This is a genomic window from Iodobacter ciconiae (assembly GCF_003952345.1).
GTDB classification, from domain to species: domain Bacteria; phylum Pseudomonadota; class Gammaproteobacteria; order Burkholderiales; family Chitinibacteraceae; genus Iodobacter; species Iodobacter ciconiae.
Map to the genome: position 1 here is coordinate 1,524,355 of NZ_CP034433.1, position 18,030 is coordinate 1,542,384.

The 18,030-nt window shown below is 45.5% G+C and carries 12 protein-coding genes; 10 read left to right on the plus strand and 2 right to left on the minus strand.

Translation table 11 applies throughout. The annotated features are described in order from the left end of the window. Window positions 1-382: 382 nt before the first annotated feature. The gene (locus tag EJO50_RS06655; RefSeq protein WP_206434467.1) at window positions 383-715 is read left to right on the plus strand and encodes a helix-turn-helix domain-containing protein; all 333 of its coding nucleotides are present in this window, start codon (window positions 383-385) and stop codon (window positions 713-715) included. Here the strand turns inward: EJO50_RS06655 and EJO50_RS06660 are convergent. Then, window positions 677-874 (minus strand): hypothetical protein, encoded by a 198-nt coding sequence (locus tag EJO50_RS06660; RefSeq protein WP_125972629.1) that lies wholly within the window; start codon window positions 872-874, stop codon window positions 677-679. The genes EJO50_RS06655 and EJO50_RS06660 overlap by 39 nt on opposite strands. 188 nt (window positions 875-1,062) lie before the next feature. After that, window positions 1,063-2,472 (minus strand): hypothetical protein, encoded by a 1,410-nt coding sequence (locus EJO50_RS06665; RefSeq protein WP_125972631.1) that lies wholly within the window; start codon window positions 2,470-2,472, stop codon window positions 1,063-1,065. 877 nt (window positions 2,473-3,349) lie between these two features. On the opposite strand from EJO50_RS06665, the gene EJO50_RS06670 reads away from it, so the two are divergent. The 9 genes from EJO50_RS06670 to luxB all read left to right on the plus strand — a co-directional run bounded on the left by EJO50_RS06670 (window position 3,350) and on the right by luxB (window position 18,004). Then, the gene (locus tag EJO50_RS06670) at window positions 3,350-8,101 is read left to right on the plus strand and encodes an NAD-glutamate dehydrogenase (protein WP_125972633.1); all 4,752 of its coding nucleotides are present in this window, start codon (window positions 3,350-3,352) and stop codon (window positions 8,099-8,101) included. A gap of 229 nt (window positions 8,102-8,330) precedes the next feature. Beyond that, window positions 8,331-9,101, plus strand: coding sequence for a hypothetical protein (locus EJO50_RS06675; protein ID WP_125972635.1), 771 nt, complete (start codon window positions 8,331-8,333; stop codon window positions 9,099-9,101). Window positions 9,102-9,431: 330 nt separating this feature from the next. Then, window positions 9,432-10,535, plus strand: coding sequence for a peptide chain release factor 2 (gene prfB / locus EJO50_RS06680; protein ID WP_125972637.1), 1,104 nt, complete (start codon window positions 9,432-9,434; stop codon window positions 10,533-10,535). Between the two features lie 138 nt (window positions 10,536-10,673). Then, window positions 10,674-11,033 carry a GxxExxY protein gene (locus EJO50_RS06685; protein ID WP_125972639.1) on the plus strand — a complete coding sequence of 120 codons (360 nt, stop codon included), beginning with the start codon at window positions 10,674-10,676 and terminating at the stop codon, window positions 11,031-11,033. 63 nt (window positions 11,034-11,096) lie between these two features. Further along, window positions 11,097-12,596, plus strand: a complete 1,500-nt coding sequence (lysS, locus tag EJO50_RS06690; protein WP_125972641.1) for a lysine--tRNA ligase — start codon at window positions 11,097-11,099, stop codon at window positions 12,594-12,596. A gap of 907 nt (window positions 12,597-13,503) precedes the next feature. Continuing rightward, a complete protein-coding gene (gene luxC, locus EJO50_RS06695) occupies window positions 13,504-14,937 on the plus strand; it encodes a long-chain-fatty-acyl-CoA reductase LuxC (protein ID WP_125972643.1) in 1,434 nt (477 codons plus the stop codon). 19 nt (window positions 14,938-14,956) lie between these two features. After that, complete coding sequence (locus tag EJO50_RS06700) at window positions 14,957-15,880, plus strand: acyl transferase (RefSeq protein WP_125972645.1); 924 nt, start codon at window positions 14,957-14,959, stop codon at window positions 15,878-15,880. 38 nt (window positions 15,881-15,918) lie between these two features. After that, complete coding sequence (gene luxA / locus EJO50_RS06705; protein ID WP_125972647.1) at window positions 15,919-16,992, plus strand: luciferase subunit alpha; 1,074 nt, start codon at window positions 15,919-15,921, stop codon at window positions 16,990-16,992. 31 nt (window positions 16,993-17,023) lie between these two features. Then, window positions 17,024-18,004 carry a luciferase subunit beta gene (gene luxB, locus EJO50_RS06710; RefSeq protein ID WP_125972649.1) on the plus strand — a complete coding sequence of 327 codons (981 nt, stop codon included), beginning with the start codon at window positions 17,024-17,026 and terminating at the stop codon, window positions 18,002-18,004. The last annotated feature ends 26 nt before the right edge of the window (window positions 18,005-18,030 follow it).

Below are 18,030 nucleotides of genomic sequence, written 5' to 3' on the forward strand. Positions count from 1 at the left end.
GTGTATTTAAAAAGGAAAAGCTGTTTGATTGGGGCCGCTGCAGGATAAAGGCGGTGGTACACCTGTATTTGCCCCCATTGCATGCACAATAATCTGCATATACTGTGTGTTGATTGCAAACAGGCCAAAGCGAAATGGCGCGCCCCACTGACTCACCCCTTTAAAAAACGTCAGTTGCTCTAATAATGGCTGTATGGCCGCTTGCTGTGCAGGCCACCAATCTACCTCTTTACGATAAAGAATGAAACCGCCCCCCATATCAAAAGAATATGGCTCCCTGCCATGACTTCACCAATGGCGGTAAAAGATTGTAATTTATCATCGCCAATCATCACGGTTGCGGGCGAGTAATACACTATTCTGTCGCCAGCCTGAATGCGTTTTGGCGGATCTGCCTTACTGTGGCAATCAGCAAGCCTGCGGCATTACCCTGAAGCAATACCTGCAAAAATTAAAGCTGGATCTGGCCCACCGTATGCTTAAAGACGGCCACCACTCGATTGAGTGCATTATCGAGCATTGCGGATTTGCCAGTCCGCAGGCGTTCAGAGCAGCATGGTGGCGCAAATGGAAGCCCTTTCTCCTTCTGTATGGCGAAAACGGCAAAAGCACGATCGCCCCCAATAGCCGCTCTGTTGACGTTTACTTTATGGCTTGGCCGGGAATAAAACAGACACTAGCTAGAACCTGCCGGATACGGGCTTGGGCCAACTAACAAGGCTGCGTTATCGAGCTCCAGACGCAGCTCAACAGGTAAAATGGCTGCAATTTTACTTAAGGCCTGATTGGCGGCATCTCCCAAACCCGTATCTGCCCGCCCTGCCACCCACCTTGCTCCAAGCGCCAGCGCTTCAATTTCCTCGATCGTAAACATCAATACCCAGTTCCCGAGCCAACACCGAGCCATTTACAGGCTAATGGTACAGCCTTAATTTTTGTATTAAATCGAGTAAACGCTCCACTCCGGACAAAGCTTAACTCCAATTTATCTTGAATACAGCATTAAATCGTTATTTTCGATAACGATCAATGCCAATAAATAAGGAGACGTCTACTCTTTTTTTATAAATGCGTAGACTCATCCTCCTCCTGATGAACTTCTGCAATTACTTCCATGCTTCGGGGTTGCTCGGTAATAACTTTTGCGTCTGCTCGGTTTATATTTTCCTGCGGATAACCCGATGGTTTATCAATATTTCTTGGCTGTTCTGTAATCACGCTGATACTATCTTCAGCACCTTTGTTTTCTTCTAAATCACCTATTGATTTAAGAAGAATTGAATTTAATTCATCACTATCTGAATGGGCCTGTATTTTTGCTCCCGCAGAAAGCGTGCTTGCATCAATGGAAACACTCACTTGTGACTTTATATCATCAATCTGTTGAATAGCATCTTCTTTTGATCCGCAGGCATGCACAAAAAACTTACCTATGGCTTGCAGATCATCAGGGATATTAAATTTACCATTTTTATATGAAACCATTATTCCTTTTCTAAGGTAGTTATTTAACTGTAATGAAAAAGACGCACCTGTATTGGATTTTGTTGGTATTGCCTGGGGAACGATCGGAACTAAAAAAACATTTGTATTTATATCTGCATAACCAATTGTGGCTCCAAACCAGTAAGTGCTTTCTTTATCTTTAGAGCCTTCAATTAGCATTTTTGAAATACACCCACCTATTTTATCTTTAACATAATTATTTTTTTCTTGCCCCGGCTCTGCCTTTGTACATTCATCCAGCGTCGCCATTGCTGCAGCACCAACGGCTTGCATCGTTGCAATTGGCCATGTCAGAAAGGCTTCTTTAGCCATGTCCTTTGCGGTCTGAAGAGAGGCATCCTGTCGCTTGATTTCGGTTGTCTTGCCCACTTCCAAAGCAACAATGCCTTGAACTGATCCTCTGTAACCAAAACCATCCCATAAATCATTATTGCCCCATTTTTTATACGGGACGCCTACCTCGATATGTTCCAGTTTTTCTACTACATAATTACCTCGAGTCCAGTTTAACGGGTTAAGGCTTTCATTTCTATGAATAACGCAGCCATACTGATTAACAGCTAAGCCATAAAGGCTGCTCTGCTTATTTAACCCCTTCACCAATCCGCCAAGTTCCAGATGAATAGGAAAGCATGTAATTTTTTCACATTTATTGGCAAAATTAACAATAGTAGTCGGTGTAAATTTTAAATCATTTCCAAATACACTGAATTGAGGCCCGCACTGAATAATATTGTGATTAGCTATTAAACTAACCCCGGACTGAACACTGCCAAGTAAACTTGAAGCTGCCCCTTTCAGTTTTTGTGTCCAGCCATTATTAGCCTGATCAGGTATCTCTTGTGCTGGCAATGGATGACTGGAAGAACTTAAAGATAAAGTGGATGAACTTCTGCTATTTTGCTGCGGAATAATATCAGTCATTTCAACCGGATCATTATGAAGACCATAAAGGGAGCCGGCCATTCGAGATTGCTTTACGGACATAGACCCTGCGTTTTTTTCCGTAAAGAGCGTATTTATTGTAGAGCTAATGTTAGAACCAATGCCAGAGAACATAATATGACTCACTTTAAAAATTTAAAGGCGAATAAATCGCAAAATCCAATTTTTGGATTTATGCCAAACCGTCCCGCCAATCGTTATTAAGCGATTGAAGCAGGCCCATCTCAGCCTTCTCCTTATCTGATTTAGATGCCAATTGCGTATTAAGCCTTACAGGGTTAGCCGGACCCGCCTCCTTTTGATATGCAGCTTTCCCTTCCCTTGTAAGTTTTCAGTCTCGTACCGATGAGCTATAAATCGCTTTCAATAAACGCTCATTCGAAAATTTACCCAATTTTCGAATTCCTCTTTAGCCAGGCAAGCAGCAGCTACTCTAAAAACTGCAGCGATGCATCAAAGGTCAGCTGATACTGGAAAAACACGCGCCAGGGGCGTTTATCCGGGGCCAGGTGCATATATGCTTACAAAAATACTTTTCGGCCCGGCTCCGGGTGAAACGGCAGTGTGCTGCTGTTTTTTTGGTATTCAAGGTACTCACAATAGTTGTGCCGGTTAATCGCCTGCAGCGGCCTCTTTGCTGCATATTTTTACAGGCAATCAGGTCAGCCAATAGTCAGCTGTCTTTCGTCTGATTGGCTAGACAAACTGATCATTTGCTTCCGCAATGCCCTATTGTTAAAAATAACATGTAGTCAGGCTTATTCATTAACAACAACAACTTGGCTGCAATCTGCTTACTATTAAATTCTTGCTATTAGTGAAAATCATGATGTGCCAAAGCTGGCAATACCTGAAAGGTGGGTATAGAGTCATGACACACTGAACCGGAGCTTCTGTTATGACCGTTTTGTCCACACTCAAAGCACTCGGTGAGCTAGCTGCAGCGAGTGACCAGCCAATCACCCAGGATTTTCTCTCCGCGTACTTCGCCCACATCTCTGAAGATGATTTAATTGAAAAAACACCGGAAGATTGGTTTGGCGCGGTGCTGGCGCATTGGCGCATTGCCCGCACCAGAGCGGCAAACGCCCGGAAATTAAGAATTTATAATCCAAGCGTGCCTGATCATGGCTGGCAGAGCAGCCACACTGTCATTGAAATCGTACAAACCGACCGGCCTTTTCTGGTTGATACCGTGGGTATGGCTGTTGCGCGCTTAGGCTACGGCGTACATCAGGTGGTTCACCCTGTATTACAAGTTGCCCGTAATGAAAATGGCGACTGGATTGGGATGGATGAAAAAGGGACCACTGAATCGTGGATGCATATCGAAATCGACCGCATTACTGCGGTCGAGGCACTTTCCCAGCTGGAAAATGATTTAAATAATGCTCTTTACATGCTGGATGCATGCGTTACCGACTGGCCGGGTATGGCGGATCGGGTAACGGCAGCCCTCGAAGGCCTGCGCCACCGCCCGCCCCCGCTGGATATGGTTTTGGTGCGTGAAACCAGCGCATTTCTAGAGTGGATGCTGGCAGGACACTTTATTTTCCTTGGTGTGCGCGATTACCGCTTTGCAGATGACGGCAACTTACACTTTGTCGGTGGCTCCGGTCATGGTTTATTACGTGATTCTGGTGATTCTGGCCTGTCTCATACCTGGGCCTCTTTACCCGCTGATTTGCGCGAACGCGCTTATGGTTCAGATCAGCTGATATTAATGACCAAGGCGGATACCCGCTCTTTAATCCACCGCCCTGTTTATCTCGATATGGTCAGCCTGCGTGAAGTGGATGCCAGCGGGAAAGTCATTGGTGAATTACGTATTCTCGGTCTTTATACTGCCAGTGCTTACACTACACCACCACGTAATATTCCTTTGCTGCGCAAAAAAATTAATGCAGTCTTACTTGCAAGCAATGCCGACATTGGTGGTTATCGTGGCAAAGCCCTGTTAAACGTAATCGACACCTATCCGCGTGATGAGCTGCTGGAAATCGGTATCGACGATTTGGCCCGTATCGCTCAAGGCGTGGTCAGCCTGCACGAGCGCAGCCGTGTGCGCACCTTTTTTCGCGAAGATCTCTACCGCCGCTACGTCTCTGTGATGCTGTTTGTGCCGCGGGATAACTACACCACCGAAGTGCGCGTGAAGGTTGAAAAAATCCTAATGGAGCGCCTGGGTGGACATGAAGCAGAATTCAATGTTCTGCTGGCAGACAGCCCGCTGGCCCGGATTCATTTTCTGATTCATCTGCCGGTGGGCGAGCGTATTGTTTATGACGTTAAAGAAATTGAAGATGAAATCGCCCGCGCGGCCCAGCGCTGGCAGGATGACTTACGCAATCAGCTAACCCATGTTCGCGGGGAAGAAATCGGTGCGGCGTTGTATCAGCGTTATCAGCGGGCATTTTCAACTGCTTATTGCGCTGACTTCACCGGGCGCGTGGCGGTTTATGATATTGAAGCGCTGGAAGCCAGCCTGAAAAACGACAAGATTGCGATCACTATTTCCCCGGGTAGCGTCGTTGATCCTACCTTGTGGCGATTAAAACTTTACCGTGGCAAACCGATTGAATTATCCGACTGCCTGCCGCTTTTGGAAAACCTCGGGGTGCGCGTGCTGGATGAGCGCCCGTATGCACTGGCTTTTGATCAAACCGAACACGCCTGGATTATTGATATCGGCCTGCGTCTGCCTGCAGGCACTTCGCTGGAAAACAGCAACGACCGCGAACGCCTGATTGCCGCATTTACGGCTATTTTTGAAGGCGCCTGCGAAAACGATAATTTTAACCGCCTGATTTTGGGAGCGGGCCTTGCCTGGCGTGAAGTACTGATTCTGCGTGCTTATTCATGCTATATGCGTCAGGTGAATCTGAAATACGGCATTGAAATCATTGCCGATTGCCTCTTGCGTCACGGCAAACTCAGTGGGCAACTGGCGGCGCTGTTTGTGATGCTGCACGATCCGGTCAGCAACTCGCCAGGCGTGGCAGAAATTCTGGCAGAAGAAATCCGTCAGGCCTGCGCTAATCAATCCAGCGTAGATGAAGAGCGAATCCTCTCCAGCCTGCTGGCAGCCATTTTGGCAACAGTGCGTACCAACTTTTTCCAGCTCGATGGCGATGGCAAAATTAAATCGTATATGTCGTTCAAGGTAGAATCGGCACGTATTCCGAATATGCCGCAGCCTGTGCCGCTATTTGAAATCTTTGTTTACTCGCCAGAAATGGAAGGTGTGCATTTGCGCGGCGGCAAGGTAGCCCGTGGTGGCTTGCGCTGGTCTGATCGCCGTGAAGACTTCCGTACCGAAGTGCTTGGCCTCGTCAAAGCACAGATGGTAAAAAACACCGTGATTGTGCCGGTCGGATCCAAAGGCGGCTTTGTAGTAAAAAACCCGCCAGGCGATCGCGAAACGCTGATGGCACGCGGCATTGAATGCTACAAAAACTTTATTCGTGGCCTGCTGGATTTAACCGACAATCTGGTTGCAGGCGAAGTGGTTCATCCTGCACAAGTCCACCGTTTAGATGAAGATGATCCTTATCTGGTGGTGGCCGCAGACAAAGGCACTGCCACGTTTTCTGATATTGCCAACGGCATTTCCCGCGATTACGGCTTCTGGCTGGATGATGCTTTTGCCTCTGGTGGCTCAGTGGGTTACGACCACAAGAAAATGGGGATTACCGCCAAGGGCGCGTGGGTTTCGGTGGAGCGCCAGTTCCGCGAGCTGGGCATTAACACTCGCACAGATGAATTCACCGTAATTGGTGTGGGTGATATGTCTGGCGATGTGTTCGGTAACGGCCTGCTGCGCAGTGAGCACACCAAGCTACTTGGGGCGTTTGATCACCGCCATATTTTCCTTGATCCAAACCCGGATCCTGAGCTGTCGTTTAAAGAGCGCGAACGCCTGTTTAACCTGCCCCGCTCTTCATGGGCCGATTACAACGCCGAGCTGATTTCTGCAGGCGGAGGCGTATGGCCGCGCAATGTTAAGTCGATTCCGCTATCGGCTGAAGTTAAAGCCATTTTGGAGGTGGATGATAACGAGCTGGAACCAAGCGAGCTGATCCGCGCCATGCTCAAAGCACCGGTTGATCTGTTCTACAACGGCGGTATTGGTACGTATGGTAAGTCATCCGCACAGACCCCGGCCGAAGCCAACGATAGAGGCACTGACGCGGTGCGTATCGACGGTAAGGAATTTCGCTGCAAAGTGATCGCCGAAGGCGGCAATCTGGGCTTTACCCAGCTTGGCCGGATCGAATACGCCGCCCACGGTGGCCGTGTGCATACCGATGCAATTGATAACTCTGCCGGGGTGGATTGCTCCGATCATGAAGTGAATATCAAGATTTTGCTGGGCCGCATGATGGCTGGTGGCGATCTGACCATGAAGCAACGTAATGATCTTCTGGCTTCCATGACCGATGAAGTGGGAAATCTGGTGCTGCGGGACAACTATCTGCAAACCGAAGCCATCAGCCTTGAATACCAGCAGACAGCATCACTCTTGCCGGTGCATCAGCGCTTTATGCAGGCACTGGAAAAAAATGGCCGTCTTTCCCGGCGCATTGAGTTTCTGCCAACCGATGTACAGATCGCCGCGCGTCAGCAAGAAGGCAAAGGACTGGAGCGCCCAGAGTTGGCCGTATTACTGGCCTACGCAAAAATGGCATTGTTCCAGGATTTACTGGCCAGCGATTTGCCAGACAGCCCGGATTGGGACAGCCTGCTGGCGGCTTACTTCCCTAAACCACTCGTTGATCGCTTCGGTGATCGCTTGGGTGAGCACCCTTTGCGCCGCGAGATTGTCGCTAATGAGCTGACCAACCGCACCATCAACCGCATGGGCATCAGCTTTGTTTTCCGTCTTTCCGAAGAAACCGAGCTGCCGCCAGCCACGATTGTGCGTGCCTGGTATGACGCCACCGAGCTGCTTGATAGCGAAGCCCGTTTTGTTGCGATCGAATCGCTGGATAACAATATCCCGGCATCAATGCAATACGCTATGCTGCTGCGTGAGCGCCGTCAGCTGGAGCATGCAACACGCTGGCTCGTACAAAACCAGGACACACTGCCCGATTACGCAGAGCTAATTCGTGAGCTGAAAGGCAAAATACCAGCCCTTTTGCCACAATTGCCCGAGTGGTACGCAGGATCAGCGAAACAGGCGGAAATCACCCAAAGCTGGCTGGCTGCAGGCGTACCTGCCGCACTTGCCAAGCAAAGTGCCTGCCTTGATGGTGCAACGCAGCTGCTGAATATCGCGCTGCTCACCAAAAAGCAAACTGCAGATGTGGATACTGTTGCCACGATCCACTTTGCACTGGGGGATGCGCTGGAGCTCGATTGGCTGCACAGTCTGATCGAGCAATTGCCACGCACCAATCACTGGCAAACACTGGCCCGCTTAGCCTGCCGCGACGATCTGCAGCGCGCCCACATCGCGCTTACCAGTGCCGCACTTGAGCTAAGCCCTGGCTCCACGCCAGCTGTGCGGGTTGAATCATGGCTGCAAAGCCAGGAAACCGCCATCGCCCATTGCCGCAGAATGTTTGAAGAAATGAAAACACTCGCACCAGACTTAGCCATGATGTCTGCAGCATTACGTGAAATCCGGCATCGTTTGGCAGTGTAAAGAAGCTGGCTGCGTTTAGGCTCAGTCTGCTTCTTTAAAAAATGCGACCTCTCCCAGAGGTCGCATTTTATTTTTTACTGCCGCCTGTTTCCTGTTTTAAAAAGAGAGCGCAGAAAACTGTAGGCTTATGAATAAATTATCAGGGTATAAATCACATTAAAGATTTACAGATTGACCTCGATATATAGAGATAAGAAGAACGATCCGCTTTCACTTCAAGGCTTCCCCTATGAAAATTGCCGCTGAATTTATGCAGCCCATTATTCAATCTTTAAGCACACGCTCGCGCACAAGTGAAAAAGGTGAAGACACCTCAACACAAAGCAGCTCGGCTTCATTCAAATTGCCCCAGTGGGACCCCGTTGATAGCCGGAAAAGCGCTGCAAGAGCCAGGCTGGATATGCTTAAGCGCCAGCTTGACGGTTTATTGAAATTTGCCGGAGTAGGCAAAGGTAATGTTGCGGCGGCGGCAAGGCTGGCCAAACAGATTGCCGCCGCCGTAGCAGAATACGCAGGCATCAGCGGCGGTAGTGCAGTACAGGCCCCGGTCGTTGCGGGCAGTGCTCCCGCCACCCAGGCAAGCCCCTCCGTCGGCAAATCGGAAAGTGCAACAGCAGAGCAGGTGCAGGCCGCTGCAGAGAGCGCGGAAAAAGTGGAAAACGCTGAAAAGGTGGAAAAACCCCCGGCTGATCTCCCGTCCATGGCGCAATCCAAAAATGGAATGAGCGCCCAGGATGGCGGCTTTATGGAAGAAGCCAAAAGAGTAATGCAAAAAGCCAAACTTCTTCTGGCTCTGGAAATTCAGAAAAGCAAAAGAGATTCAAAAGAAGACAAGGCACTCCATGATGACGCTATAAAAACCATGGATGACACGTTCAAGAAAGCCTCTATTGCCCTGGATCAGGCGGGCAAAGACACAAATAGCCCGGTTGTTTATGCTGCCGATGGCGGCACAACAACTATTCAGGTAAGTATGCCGCAATTTTCAGCACAGGCTTAACCCCGGATCGGTTTGCCACATGCCCGGGCATTGTGGCAACGGCTCTTTTTCCGATTAAATAAACGTACTTTTAGTAATTTTCAATCCGAGGCTCCCCCTGCTTGCCACTCTCACGGTATAATTTTGCGCTTTAGTGCTTGCAGCCTGTCAGGTTTAAGACTGATCTGCTACGGGAGCGCCGGATTTGGCCACCAACACGTGTTTTTTGTTAAATAGCACGCTATTTACCTCATGAAATCCGCGAAATGTGCCCCAAACCGGACATCCTTCTGTATCGATCGTTTAAGTCTGGCAGGCTGCACGCCGTGTTAATGGGACAAAGCCACAGGCATGGAAGCAGAACAGCTTAATCAGATCGAGAACCGGGTTGCAGACTTGGTTTCTCGCAGCGAAGAACTACGCAAATACTTAGATTATCCCGGCAAAAGCGATCGGCTTGAAGAAGTTGTGCGTCTGATGGAAGACCCGGACATCTGGAACGATCAGAAAAAAGCGCAGGAATTAGGCCGCGAACGAAAAGCGCTAGAAGGCGTGGTTGTGGTGCTGGATGAAGTTCTGGCAGGCCTTGGCGACGCCAAAGATTTATTCGACATGGGCAAGGAAGAAGGCGACTTCGACACTTTGCAAGCCGTATCGGATGATGTTGACGCAATTGCCGCCCGGGTAGAAGAGCTGGAATTTCGCCGGATGTTTAATCACCCGATGGACCCGATGCCCTGCTTTATTGATATTCAATCGGGCGCAGGCGGCACTGAGGCGCAAGACTGGGCTGGCATGTTGCTGCGCATGTATGTTCGCTATGGCGAGCGTAAAGGCTTTACCGTTGAAGTAATGGAGCAATCTGACGGCGATATCGTGGGTATCAGTCAGGCAACCATCAAACTGACCGGCGACTACGCTTACGGCTTTTTGCGCACAGAAACCGGCGTACACCGCCTGGTTCGCTGCTCGCCATATGATTCGAACAATCGTCGTCATACCTCGTTTGCTTCAGTCTTTGTTTACCCGGAAGTGGACGATAGTTTCGAAATTGAAATCAACCCGGCGGATGTGCGCACCGACACCTACCGTGCCTCGGGCGCGGGCGGTCAGCACATTAATAAAACGGATTCTGCAGTTCGATTGACGCACATCCCGACCAATACCGTGGTGCAATGCCAGAACGATCGCTCCCAGCACAAAAACCGTGACGAAGCATGGAAAATGCTGCGCGCCAAATTGTATGAGCTGGAGCTGCGTAAACGCATGGAAGCGCAGCAATCGCTGGAAGCCACCAAATCCGACATCGGCTGGGGCCATCAGATTCGCTCTTATGTGTTCGATCAAAGCCGCATCAAAGACCTGCGTACCAGCTATGAAGTTGGTAATATCAAGGGCGTAATGGACGGCGATTTGGAAGGCTTCATCGCCGCCAGCCTGAAACACGGGGTTTAGTGGTATTTACCCCCCCTGAATTCTGTAGACACAGAGATCTGTGAGCACACTGAGAACACAGAGAAAATCGAGCAAAGGTAAAACATTGCTGATTATTTGACTGACTATGTGATCTACAGGCTTCGGGGGGCACTTTAAATGCTGAGTGAAATTGTCATTGGCGCAGCACTAGAAGTGCATAAATCGCTGGGGCCGGGCTTACTTGAAAGCACCTACGAAGAGTGCCTTGATTACGAACTGCGTTCACGCGGGCTAATCACTGAGCGACAGTGTTTTGTTGCTTTGGATTATAAAAATATTCATATTGAAAACGCTTTCAAAATGAATATTTGGGTAAATAAAGAATTAATTATTGAGCTTAAAGCGGTTGAGAATTTTCTGCCATTGCATCAGGCCCAGTTACTCACTTATATGCGATTAACTCAATGCAAAGTTGGATTATTGATCAACTTTAATAGCAAATTACTAAAAGACGGGATTCGCAGACTCTCACTTTGATTTTCTCTGTGTGCTCTGTGTTCTCCCCGCTCTCTGTGCCTACAGACTTGGGGTTTAAATTAAATGTCCGAAGAACAAATTATCCAGCAAGATGAAAACCAGATTATCGCAGAACGCCGCGCTAAGCTGACTGCCCTGCGCGCTGCCGGCGTGGCTTACCCGAATGATTTTAAACGGGAAAACATGGCGGGCGATTTGCAAGCCAAGTACGGCGAGCTTGAAAAAGCCGAGATGGAAAGCCAGCAAGTCAGCGTAGCCGTAGCTGGCCGTATGATGCTTAAACGCGTAATGGGCAAGGCAAGCTTTGCTACCGTGCAAGACTCCACTGGCCGCATTCAGTTTTTCATCAGCAAAGACAAAGTGGGCGAAGATCTTTACGACAGCTTCAAGTCATGGGATATGGGCGATATTATTGCTGCCCGTGGCATGTTGATGAAAACCAATACCGGCGAGCTTTCGATTCAAGTCACAGAATTGCGTTTACTGACTAAATCTTTACGCCCTCTTCCGGATAAACACCACGGCCTTGCGGATCAGGAACAAATTTATCGCCAGCGCCATCTGGATTTAATCACTAACGATTTAAGCCGTGCTACCTTCATCAAGCGCTCTAAAATCGTGCAGTGCATCCGCGATTACATGGTGGGCGAAAGCTATCTGGAAGTTGAAACCCCGATGATGCACGGCATCCCCGGCGGCGCAACGGCCAAGCCATTTGTAACACACCACAATGCGCTGGATATGCCACTCTACCTGCGCATCGCGCCTGAGCTTTACCTCAAACGCCTGATCGTTGGCGGCCTGGAGCGCGTGTTCGAAATTAACCGCTCCTTCCGCAACGAAGGCATGAGCACACGCCATAATCCAGAATTCACCATGATCGAATTCTACGAAGCATATGCCGATTACCAGCGCATGATGGAAATGTCCGAAGGCATTATCCGCGCTTGTGCCCAGCTGGCTACCGGCAGCACAGTGATTACCTACCAAGGCAAAGAAGTCGATTTATCCAAGCCTTTTGCCCGCTACACCATCGCAGGCTCGATCAAAGCTTACAACCCGGAATACACGGATGAACAACTGAACGATCAAGCCTTCCTGGCGGCAGAAGTAGTTCGTTTAGGTGGCAAGCCAATGCCAAATGCAGGCGTGGGTGCATTGCAATTGGCGCTGTTTGAAGAAAACACCGAAGCCAAGCTGTGGGAGCCGACCTTTATTATCGACTACCCTGCCGAAGTGTCGCCACTGGCCCGCGCTAACGACAGCAAGCCGGGTATTACCGAACGCTTCGAGCTATTTATGGTTGGCCGTGAACACGCCAACGGTTATTCCGAGCTAAACGACCCGGAAGACCAAGCCGAACGCTTTATGGCCCAGGTAGAGCAAAAAGATGCTGGGGATGATGAAGCCATGCATTTCGATGCAGATTATATCCGCACCTTAGAATCCGGCATGCCCCCAACCGGCGGCTGCGGTATTGGCATCGACCGCTTAGTCATGCTGCTGACAGACTCACCAAGCATTCGCGATGTTATCCTCTTCCCGCAAATGCGCCCTGAGTAAGCTTCTACAAGCCCCGAGAACGAACGTAAAACCCGCATAAACGCTAGCTTGTGCGGGTTTTTTGTTTACGGAGCAAGTTGGGCATTTACGGCCAAAGGCTCTGTAGGCAAAGAAAAACCAACTTCAACACCAGATCCTTCCCAATTAAAATCATCAGTCACATCGAATAGGAAAATACTGCAATTACCGGCCAATGAGCCGGTTTTGTAGGTGTATTACCTTAATAATTTATCTAAGAATATTCTTGATCTCTATTTGTCATCGTCTATAGTCACTTGAAGCAGCATAAAATCCGTGGGCACACTTTATTGGGTTGACACCATGGATACAAAAAATGATGCAGGAGTTGGTCAGCCTGGCCTCTCAAAGACATCAAGAAAATTCTACTTAAAAATAATAAGCTGGTTTCATAGGTGCATTACCTAGGCTACCTATCCAAGAATATTCTTGATCTTTATGTGTCATTACCTATCGCCATTTGAGGCAACATAAAGTCCGTGGCACGCCCATTTGGGCCCTGCTTTGGATAAAGAGCTAGTTCGCCAGGCCTTGTGAAAAATAGCCGCCCAATAAACTAACTCTGCATTTAGATCGAGGCCGCCAATATTGCTCGTATAGCTATTACAGGCTGATCAAGCAATTAAGCAATTTGGTTTACGGGTCTCGGTCTCGGCAAAAAACTGCTGCAACAGAGTGCCAATGAAAAGCTTCTGTAAAGCTTGAAGATTAGGCTGATGCATCACACTGCCAACGAATCGAAAGAAATATCGATTCGGGAATATAGCGAGATTTTTTACAATTACCAGCGGTGCTATTTGCACTTTGATGGCCTGTTACCTGCCATATTTGTATAAAAATCTAAAAAACAGTATATATCTTAATTGGCTAATTTATTTAAAGGAATAAAATGATTAAGACCATTCCAATGATAATTGGCGGGATTGTTCAAAACAATCCTAACTTTAGAGAGCTAACATTCGAAAACACTACCAAAGTGTCAACGCCTGTTATTGACAGTGATTGTGTGGATAATATTATTAAAAATAAAGTAGAAAATAATTTAAGTTTAAATCAAATAATTAATTTTCTGTACACGGTTGGCCAAAGATGGAAAAGTGAAGAGTATGCCCGTCGCCGGGCATATATCCGGGATTTGAAAAATCACCTCGGATATTCAAACGAAATGGCTAAATTAGAAGCAAATTGGATTGCCATGCTGTTATGTTCAAAAAGTGCACTATATGACATAGTAAATCATGACTTGGGCTCGTTGCATATTATTGATGAGTGGATTCCTCAGGGGGATTGTTACATTAAGGCATTTCCAAAAGGAAAATCGATACATTTACTTGCAGGTAATGTTCCTCTGTCTGGTATAACTTCTATTCTTCGCGCAATTTTAACTAAAAATGACTGCATTATTAAAACCTCTGCAGCAGACCCTTTTACAGCAACGGCTTTAGTATCAAGTTTTATTGATGTACATGCAGAGCACCCTATTACACGCGCAATGTCAGTCATGTATTGGTCACATAATGAAGATATTTTATTAGTAAAAAAAATAATGGATCATGCTGATGTTGTCGTAGCCTGGGGGGGGGATGAAGCAATTAAATGGGCAGTAAAAAATTCACCACATCATATCGATATACTGAAATTTGGCCCAAAGAAAAGCCTGAGCATAATTGATGATCCGGAGGATATAGCGGTAGCTGCAACAGGAGTAGCACATGATATTTGCTTTTATGATCAGCAGGCGTGTTTTTCAACACAAAACATTTATTATATAGGTAATAAAATAAATTTATTTATTGATGAGTTAGAGAAAAAATTAAATATTTACGCCAGAATTTTACCTAAAAGCTTTCAAAGTTTTGATGAAAAAGCAGCTTTTACACTCACAGAAAAAGAGTGTTTATTTTCCGGATATCAGGTAAGAAAAGGAGAAGATCAAAGCTGGATAATCATCCAGTCTCCTTTAAATGCATTTGGAAATCAGCCATTATCCCGTTCCGCTTATATTCACCAGGCGTCCAGCATTAAAGACATACTGCCTTTCATTCATAAAAATATAACGCAAACAGTTTCAATTGCACCATGGGAGTCTTCATTTAAATATCGCGATGAACTGGCTAAACATGGCGCTGAGCGCATTGTTGAATCAGGCATGAATAACATTTTTCGTGTCGGTGGTGCTCATGATGGCAAGCGCCCTCTTCAGCACCTTGTTAAATATGTTTCACAAGAGAAACCTTTCGGGCATACCACTAAAGATGTTGCAGTAGAAATAGAACAAACTCGTTATTTAGAAGAGGATAAATTCCTAGTTTTTGTACCATAACCAGAGAAAAGGAAATTAAATGGAAAATTCAGATGATCTTTCAACTATCGACCATATTATATCTCTCAAAAATGGCAAAATAATTCGAGCTTGGGAAACACTGCCAAAAGAAAATACATTGAAAAAAAATAATACCATTTTAATTGCCTCTGGCTTTGCCCGGCGAATGGATCATTTTGCGGGGTTGGCAGAGTACCTCTCCTGCAATGGATTTCATGTCATTCGTTATGATTCACTTCATCACGTCGGGCTAAGCAGCGGCAATATCAATGAATTCTCTATGTCTATTGGTAAAGAAAGTTTGCTTTCTGTTATCGAATGGCTAAAGGAGCGAAACTTTCATAAATTAGGTCTTGTTGCATCCAGTTTGTCGGCCAGAATTGCATATGAAATAGCAAACGAAATTGATTTATCATTTCTAGTCACGGCGGTGGGGGTTGTAAACCTTCGTGACACGCTAGAAAAATCATTAAAATATGATTATCTGCAATTACCTATTCATGAATTGCCCGAGGATCTTGATTTTGAGGGGCACAATCTAGGGTCAAAGATTTTCGTATCGGATTGCTTTAAGCATAATTGGGACTCATTAGACTCAACAATAAATAAAATGAAAAATTTAAAGATTCCATTTATTGCTTTTACTGCTAACGATGATAGCTGGGTTAAACAAAATGAAGTTTTAAAATTAATAGATAATATTAATTTTGAAAAATGCAAACTGTACTCATTGATTGGCAGCTCTCATGATTTAGGTGAGAACTTGGTTGTATTAAGAAATTTTTATCAGTCAGTAACTAAGGCTGCTATTGCTTTAGATAATGAATCAGTTGAGCTTGATGTTGATATGGTTGAACCACGATTTGAGGATATAACAAGTATAACGGTAAAAGAGCGTCGATTAAAAAATAAAATTGAAAATGGATCTTTAGAATTAGCGTAGTTAAATGGTCAATTACATAAAAGTAAAGGAGCAATATTATGAAATTTGGAAACATTTGCTTTTCATACCAGCCACCAGGCGAAACCCATAAACAAGTCATGGATCGCTTTGTCCGATTAGGTGTTGCATCCGAAGAGCTTGGTTTTGATACATATTGGACTCTTGAACATCATTTTACGGAGTTTGGTTTAACGGGTAATCTTTTTGTTGCGGCTGCTAATCTATTAGGCCGAACCAAAACACTGAATGTTGGCACTATGGGCGTTGTAATTCCTACTGCTCATCCTGTTAGACAAACAGAAGATGTTTTACTGTTAGATCAATTATCCAAAGGGCGTTTCAATTTTGGCGCTGTCCGAGGGTTATATCATAAAGATTTTCGGGTGTTTGGTGTCAATATGGAAGACTCCCGCGAGATCACTCAAGATTTCCACCAGATGATAATGAAGAGCTTAAAAACCGGAGCGATCAGTTCAAATAGCGACCATATAGATTTTCCTGAAGTAGTACTTTATCCAAAAGTTTACTCAAAAGAAGTTCCTACATGCATGACTGCTGAGTCGGCAAGCACGACGGAGTGGCTGGCAAAGCAAGGCTTGCCAATGGTGCTAAGCTGGATCATAGGAACGAATGAAAAGAAGGCTCAAATGGATCTCTATAATGAGATCGCGACGGAATATGGCCATGATATAACTAAAATTGACCACTCAATGACATTTATATGTTCTGTTGATAATGATGGAGATAAAGCTCGTGAAGTATGCCGTGCTTTCCTTACTAATTGGTACGATTCATATGTAAATGCAACTAATATATTTAATGATAGCAATCAAACTCGTGGTTATGACTACCATAAGGGGCAATGGCGCGATTTTGTTTTAAAAGGCCATACCAATACTAGCAAGCGTGTAGATTATAGCCATGAAATCAATCCTGTAGGAACCCCTGAAGAATGCATTAAGATCATTCAGCGTGATATTGATGCGACAGGAATTACCAATATTACTTGCGGCTTTGAAGCCAATGGAACTGAAGACGAAATAGTGGCATCAATGGATCGATTTATGAAACAAGTTGCCCCTTTTCTGAAAGATCCTAAGTCAACAATTTAAGCGTGCTATTAAATATGATAAGGAATAGATTATGAAATTTGGATTGTTTTTCCTCAACTTCCAAAATGATGATTCTACTTCAGAAGATATCTTAGATAATATGGTAAATACCGTATCTCTTATTGATTCAAAAGAATATCATTTTGATACTGTGTTTGTTAATGAGCACCATTTCTCCAAGAATGGTATTGTTGGTGCGCCTATTACTGCAGCAGGTTTTCTGCTCGGAATGACCAATAAATTACATATTGGGTCACTAAACCAAGTTATTACAACTCATCACCCTGTTCGTATTGCAGAGGAATCCAGCTTATTAGACCAAATGTCTGAAGGTCGCTTTATTCTTGGTTTGAGTGACAGTGAAAGTGATTTTGAAATGACATTTTTTAAGCGTCACTTACCATCTAAACAGCAGCAGTTTGAAGCTTGCTATGATGTTATTAATGAGGCTTTAACCACAGGTTATTGTTATGCTCAAAACGATTTTTATAATTTCCCTAAAGTGTCTATAAACCCTCATTGTTTTAGCAAACATGGACCTAAGCAATATATTGTCGCAACGAATAAGGATGTTGTTGCATGGGCAGCTAAAAAAGCATTGCCTTTAACGTTTAAGTGGGAGGATAGCCTTGCTGTTAAAGAAAACTATGCAAAAATTTACAATAAAACAGCTCAGCAATACGGGGTTGATGTTTCTAATGTTGACCATCAGTTAACTTTTATTGTTAATTTAAACGAAGATGGTGATATTGCCCGTAAAGAAGCAACGAAATATTTACATGATTATATTGTTGAAATGTACCCCAATATTGATCATAAGGAAAAAATAAATACAATCATTAAAGAAAATGCGATTGGAACCTATGACGATTATTATGACTCAAGCAAACTTGCAATTGAAAAAACAGGCGTAAAAAATATTCTATTATCATTTGAATCAATGAAAGACCGGGGCAAGGTTAAAGATGTTATTAATATGGCCAATCAAAAAATCATTAAAAATCTTAAATAATATTCATGCCAAAATAATGGCAGCTT

Bases quoted from the DNA above. Each gene is read 5' to 3' on its own strand.
- EJO50_RS06660 (WP_125972629.1), bottom strand. From the start codon at position 874: ATGTTTACGATCGAGGAAATTGAAGCGCTGGCGCTTGGAGCAAGGTGG.
- EJO50_RS06665 (WP_125972631.1), bottom strand. From the start codon at position 2,472: ATGGCCGGCTCCCTTTATGGTCTTCATAATGATCCGGTTGAAATGACT.
- EJO50_RS06670 (WP_125972633.1), top strand. From the start codon at position 3,350: ATGACCGTTTTGTCCACACTCAAAGCACTCGGTGAGCTAGCTGCAGCG.
- EJO50_RS06675 (WP_125972635.1), top strand. From the start codon at position 8,331: ATGAAAATTGCCGCTGAATTTATGCAGCCCATTATTCAATCTTTAAGC.
- prfB (WP_125972637.1), top strand. From the start codon at position 9,432: ATGGAAGCAGAACAGCTTAATCAGATCGAGAACCGGGTTGCAGACTTG.
- EJO50_RS06685 (WP_125972639.1), top strand. From the start codon at position 10,674: ATGCTGAGTGAAATTGTCATTGGCGCAGCACTAGAAGTGCATAAATCG.
- lysS (WP_125972641.1), top strand. From the start codon at position 11,097: ATGTCCGAAGAACAAATTATCCAGCAAGATGAAAACCAGATTATCGCA.
- luxC (WP_125972643.1), top strand. From the start codon at position 13,504: ATGATTAAGACCATTCCAATGATAATTGGCGGGATTGTTCAAAACAAT.
- EJO50_RS06700 (WP_125972645.1), top strand. From the start codon at position 14,957: ATGGAAAATTCAGATGATCTTTCAACTATCGACCATATTATATCTCTC.
- luxA (WP_125972647.1), top strand. From the start codon at position 15,919: ATGAAATTTGGAAACATTTGCTTTTCATACCAGCCACCAGGCGAAACC.
- luxB (WP_125972649.1), top strand. From the start codon at position 17,024: ATGAAATTTGGATTGTTTTTCCTCAACTTCCAAAATGATGATTCTACT.